This window comes from Streptomyces camponoticapitis, from assembly GCF_014646115.1.
Lineage (GTDB): Bacteria > Actinomycetota > Actinomycetes > Streptomycetales > Streptomycetaceae > Streptomyces > Streptomyces camponoticapitis.
Window position 1 is genome coordinate 1 of record NZ_BMMV01000056.1, and the last position, 5,305, is coordinate 5,305.

Genomic DNA, 5,305 nt, shown 5'->3' on the forward strand with positions numbered 1-5,305 from the left:
GGCGCGACGCATGAACCATGCACAACCCAGCAATCCGGGATGAAACAACGGGACGAAACGCCCTCTGAGGCGTCCTGGATGCTGCGTAGGGCCTGAGTTTCAGTGTTGTAGCCGATCGTCAAGGTCGGCTGACGAGGGTTGTCGTCCTCGTTGTCGATGAGGAAGGAGACAGCGTAGGTGCCGTCGGCGTCGGTGGCCGGGATGGATGCGAGGGCCCTCTCGACGAGATGCTGGAGGTGATCGTTGAACGTCATGGTCGGCGGGGTCCCGTCGGTCAGGGTCATGAGTCCCACAGGTCGCAGTACTCGATGTGGATCTCGCGCGCGGCGCCGAGAATGCCGTCGTTGGAGTGGAGCTCGGTGCAGAAGTGCGGGTAGTTCGGATGGATGGGGACGTATCCGGGGCCGTTTCGGGCGACGTCGAAGAAGTTCCGGGCGGTGTCCCTGAACACCTTCGCGCTGCCGGTCATGAACAGGGTCTCGGCGTGGAGATGCTGGTGGAACAGATCCCGGTTCTCCTGGTAGTGCCGTGCCTCGTGATCAATCACCGCTTCGTCCGTGTGTCCTGGGCCGGGCAGCGTCACGGTCTGCGGACGCCCTGGGCCGAGCCGTCCTCGTATTTCCTTCCAGCGTGAGGGTGCGAACTGGAGCGAGTGGTGCAGCAGCACGAGATCAAGCTGCCGTGTGCCGTCTTCTGGCAGCTCGGGAGGGGCCGCGGTTCCCACGCATCGGCAGGTGAACCAGCGAGCGCGGTGAAGAGGCGGCGAGCTTCCATAGCCCACCGATTCGCTGGGCCGCGTCCTGATCGAGGTAGGAGTCCAGGTGCCGATCGTGGTCGATGAGCACGGCATGGACCAGGGGCCGGGCGGGTCGGATGACCTTGAACTCCGTGGATCCGAGCCGTGCTTGGTGGATGGTGATGGGTAGCTTCATTGGTTCTCCGGGACACGGCGGCTGACATCCGCGGCGTAAGAGGCCCAGTCGCCGGCTGATGCCTTCTGCCATTGGACGGCGACTTGGATGTGGATGCCGAGTACCCGGGCGAGGATGGCGGCGGGCAGTTCGGCGGCGAGGGTGAAGAGTGCGGTGGAGCGGTCCTGCCGGGGTCGGATCCCGATCTTGTGGAGACGCTGGCCGATCCGATCATCGCCGAGGGGGTGTCCTGGGCGGCCGCCGGGAAACAGCCAGGGGACGTCCTCGGGGGTTCCGATCTTGGCTTTGCCCCGGCGGGTTGCGACGAGCTCGCGGACGAGTGCGGCCAGCGGCTCGGGCAGGACGACTGGCGAGGTGCCGAATGTGACCCGCGACGGTGTCGTTGTCGACGTCGACGTCGACGTCGACGACAGTGAGTCGGCTGATGGTGGCGATCTTTTGCGCGCAGAAGACCAGCAGCAATCCGGCGACGCGGTCTGTGGTGGGCAGGGTGTCGTCGTGGAGGGAGCCATCCAGCGGGTGGTGCCGTAGGTGAGGCCGCGGGCGTGGTGGTGCTGTACGGACCGGCGGACGAAGTGGCCGGTCTCGTCCCGGTAACCGGCATCGGCGTCTGAGGTCCATCGCTCCAGGTCAGGCTGGGTGAAGTCGCTGAGCATCACGCCATTGCCGCGCAGCCAGCCGAAAACGTTGGCCGCTGCGGTGACGTGGCAGCGGACGTTCAGGGCTTGGAGATGGGTGGTGTGTTCATTGCCGAGGCGTCGTCGGAGTCGCCGTCCTGGTCGTGTCCACCTCACGACTCGGTCGTTTCCGGGCAAGCCGTGGGCCAGTTCCTTTCCGGCCGCGCATCGGTCTACGGGCATGTATCCCGGGACGACCAGCCAGGTCGTTTCGTTTGGATCATCGTGCTGACCAGATGAAGATGCCTACGAGGTGGAGTCCGGCGAGGTTGTCGCGGTCTTGTCGCATCGAGTGTCCAGACCGCGCCATTGCTTCAAGCGGTTGATGCACCGCTCGACGGTGTTGCGCTGCTTGTACGCCTCGCGGTCGAAAGCGGGTGGTCTGCCGCCCTGGTGGCCGCGTTGGTCGGCCGGGACGGGGATGGCCGCGCGGATGCCACGGCGGCGCAGGTGTTCGCGGAGGGTGCGGGACGAGTACGCCTTGTCGGCCAGGACCACGTCCGGTCTGGTGCGGGATCGTCCCCGTCGGGGAACGCGGGTGCGTCGTCGGCCTGCCCGGCGGTGAGGACGAAGGCCAGGGGCCGGCACCGGTCGTCGGACGCCAGGTGGATCTTCGTGGTCAGCCCGCCGCGGGAGCGGCCGATGGCATGGTCGGGCGGCACGCCGGGCGGGGCCCTTTTTGCGGGCCCCGGCCGCGTGCTGATGCGTGCGCACAATCGTGGAGTCGACCGAGACCGCTCAGTTCAGGTCCTCATCGGCGTCGGCCTGTGCCATCAACGCGGTGAAGACCCGCTCCCAGGTGCCGTCCACGGCCCACATTCGCAGCGGGTTCTAAACCCCGCGTCAGTTGCCGTACTTCTCCGGCAAACGCACCCACTGCGATCCGGTCCGGAACTTCCACGCGATCGCGTCGATCACCTCACAGTGATCCCGCCACCGCCCACCCCGCCCGGGTATCCGGCTCGATCCGCCCTCCACTGCGCATCAGGTAACGGCACACCCAGACCGACAATCAGATGATCTGAACGAAACGGCCTAGGTGAGAACGCGCTCGTGGAGGGTGGTCACCACTTTGCGGGCGGAGGTGAAGGCGCCGTGCTGCCAGGCGTCGGCGTACGAAAGATAGTCGCCGGCGAAGTAGACCCGTCCCGCGGCCCGGTTGAGCGGCGCGAAGACCGGCGCGTCGGGACCGCCGGCCATGCTGTGCCAGGCACCTTCCAGGTGCGGGGTCTGCCGCCAGTGGTGGGAGAAGGAGGAGGCGAGTTCGGTGCGGTACTTCGCGCCGTGGATCTTCTCGCCCTGGGCGACGGCCCGCTTTTCGCGCTCGGCAGGGGTCATATTCCCGTACATGTCCGCATTGGCACCGGTGTTGTAGTAGCCGATGAGCGTGCCGCGCCGACCGTGGAAGCCGTACGACGGGTACCAGATATGGCTCAGATCCATGTCCGTCTCGGTGATGCCGCCGTAGATCCGGTGATCGCTCTCCCACCAGCGGCTGCGGTACTCCAGGGCTATCTTGCCCGCCGACGACGGCTTCACCGCCTCCAACGCGGTCTGCACCGCGCTGCCCAGGTTGTGGGCGGTCTTGGCGAGGATGTGGGGCGGTAGGGCTGCGACGCAGTAGTCCGCGTCGATCACGCGCGTACGGCCGTGCTGCTCATAGGTGACACTCACGCCGTGCGCCTTGTCGGTGATCTTCTGGACGACTGCTCCCGTACGGATCCTTCCCGGGCCGACGGCCCGGGTGAGCGCCGCAGGTATTCGGTCCATGCCGCCGACCGGCTGGAACATCAGCATCGCCTGGTCGTAGCCGAACTCGAAGGAGAAGTAGCGGCCCACCCCGCTGGAGAGGACCTCGGACACGGTGGGCACGTCACCGAGCTCCACCCCCGGGGTGCCCGCGGCGGCCGGGTCGATGCTGTAGCCGCGGTGTTCGGTGCCGGTGTAGGTGAGCTTGCTGCCGATATCGCCGAAGCTCTTGAGGAATTCGAGCAGCCGCTGCTGGTCGTCGGCGGTCAGCTCCGCGTCCAGCGCGCCCCTTCCGGTGGCCTTCGCGAGCAACTCGGAGACGTAGCCGTACGTATCGGCCTTGGCGGTGCGGTAGCGCACCGGGGACGTCATGCCTGCCTTCTCGTTGTAGATGTAGGCGCTGGCGTTGCTGTTGGTGAAGACCTCGACGGGGACACCCAGTTCACGGCAGTAGTCCATGGTGATCATCCACTGAGGGATCCTGGCCGGACCGGCGTTCATGTACTGGCCGTCCGTGAACCGCGCCGTCTGGCGGTTGCCGAGGAGGTCGGTGGTCGAATCCCCGCCGCGTACGGTGAAGTTGCGGCCACCGGTACGGTCCCTGGCCTCCAGGACCGTACAGTCGTAGCCCGCCTTGCCCAGTTCGTACGCCGTGGTGAGACCGGCGATACCTCCGCCGACGATGACAACCTTGGCCGCTGTCCTGCCTTTGAGGGTGAAGTCGCCCGTTCTGGGCGCTCGGAAGGCCGGTTCGCGGCTCGCGGCCTCGGCTGTGGGGGCGAGACCGAGCGCTCCCATGGTGGCGAGCATGGCCCCCGCACCTCCGGTGACGCCGACCTGGCGCAGGAAATTACGGCGGCTGGTGCCCGTGGTGGTGTTCGGCGAAGGACGCATGGCCCGGTACCCCTTCCGGTCAGGTGTGCCGGGATCTTGGCAAGGGCTTGTTACGGCCCACCAGATGTTCTTGTATCGCACACGTTGCTCTCCCCTCACCGCCAAGACGCAGGGCAGCTTTCCGGCCTCGTCAGGCCCTTCGCTGGTGGGCTGCTCCGCTTCAGGCCCGGGAGGGGAAGTCAGGGTGGTCGGCGTAAGGCAGAGCAAGGTCACGCAAGTCGTGGCACGGCCAGGGGTCGCGGGCGTGACGGGCCAGGATGCGCCGCTTGGCCTCTATCTCGCGCAGAACGCGGGCCGGGTCATGCAGGGCCACATGCAGAGCGATCGTGGGGGGCAGTCCGGAGAGGTCCGTCTGGCAGAAGTCGACCATGTCTCCGCGGGCAGACCACTCCCCACATCCGTCGTCGCCGTCGCATCGCCGTGCCAAGTCGGCCTCCTCGCGTAGCCGCGCCTCGAGGAACCTCACCAGTTCTTTAGTCATAGGGGGATTCTCGATGTTGCGCGGGCGCCATGGAACGATCTTGCGGTGACTGGTGTGATCACGGCGTCGGAGCCGTCCATGGATAGCCCCATTCAGCGGGCTGAGACCTCGCCTGTTCGGCAAGCTGGTGACCGTACTGCGGCGCGAGGGTGCGGATGCGGTCCGCAAGGGCCGGTCGTGGAGGCTGCCGCTAAGGGCTCCGCTCCCTGAGAGGCGGCAGGTTCCGAGTCGTGCCCCGCCGGCCACTGGATTCGAAGCAACCGCCGTTCGCGTGCGAGTTCGTCGGCCGTGACGGCCTGGCGCACTTGCACGCACACGGTGCGGATAGTCGTCCTTGCCTCAGCCGGTGAGCTCGCTCCCCTGTCAGCGTTCATTAGCTTGTTCTGTATCTACCAAGATCTTCCGGGCCTGCCGATGGCCTTGAGGGTCTCGGGGGCGTTTGACGGTCTTACCGCGTCGTAGCGGGGTGCCTGCTGTTTGTTCTTGGTGCCGAGTGGCTGCCCGGGGCTAGGGCGTGTCCGCAAAGTCTGTTGGTCGTTGGTAAGTCGTGGTGAGACGTCATGAGTTGACTG

The 5,305-nt window shown here is 66.6% G+C and carries 4 protein-coding genes and 3 pseudogenes; 1 reads left to right on the plus strand and 6 read right to left on the minus strand.

Going from position 1 to position 5,305, the window contains the following annotated elements:
- The 6 genes and pseudogenes from IEY79_RS36945 to IEY79_RS36970 all read right to left on the minus strand — a co-directional run.
- Window positions 1–284: pseudogene (locus IEY79_RS36945) on the minus strand (hypothetical protein); the annotation flags it as partial.
- On the minus strand, window positions 281–547 hold the full coding sequence (locus IEY79_RS37930; protein WP_229701459.1) for a hypothetical protein: 267 nt from the start codon (window positions 545–547) through the stop codon (window positions 281–283). The pseudogene IEY79_RS36945 and the gene IEY79_RS37930, both read right to left, overlap by 4 nt.
- 381 nt (window positions 548–928) lie before the next feature.
- Entirely contained in the window at window positions 929–1,588 is a 660-nt protein-coding gene (locus tag IEY79_RS36955) for a hypothetical protein (protein ID WP_229701460.1), read from the minus strand.
- Between the two features lie 241 nt (window positions 1,589–1,829).
- A pseudogene (locus IEY79_RS38650) lies at window positions 1,830–2,563 on the minus strand (IS5 family transposase); the annotation flags it as partial.
- 81 nt (window positions 2,564–2,644) lie between these two features.
- Window positions 2,645–4,252: a flavin monoamine oxidase family protein gene (locus IEY79_RS36965; RefSeq protein WP_189112037.1), complete on the minus strand. Its 1,608-nt coding sequence runs from the start codon at window positions 4,250–4,252 to the stop codon at window positions 2,645–2,647.
- A gap of 160 nt (window positions 4,253–4,412) precedes the next feature.
- The gene (locus tag IEY79_RS36970; protein ID WP_189112038.1) at window positions 4,413–4,733 is read right to left on the minus strand and encodes a DUF6221 family protein; all 321 of its coding nucleotides are present in this window, start codon (window positions 4,731–4,733) and stop codon (window positions 4,413–4,415) included.
- A 45-nt stretch (window positions 4,734–4,778) separates the two neighbouring features.
- Between IEY79_RS36970 and IEY79_RS36975 the strand changes: the two are divergent.
- Window positions 4,779–4,926 (plus strand): annotated as a pseudogene (locus IEY79_RS36975) (IS5/IS1182 family transposase); the annotation flags it as partial.
- Window positions 4,927–5,305 lie beyond the last annotated feature (379 nt).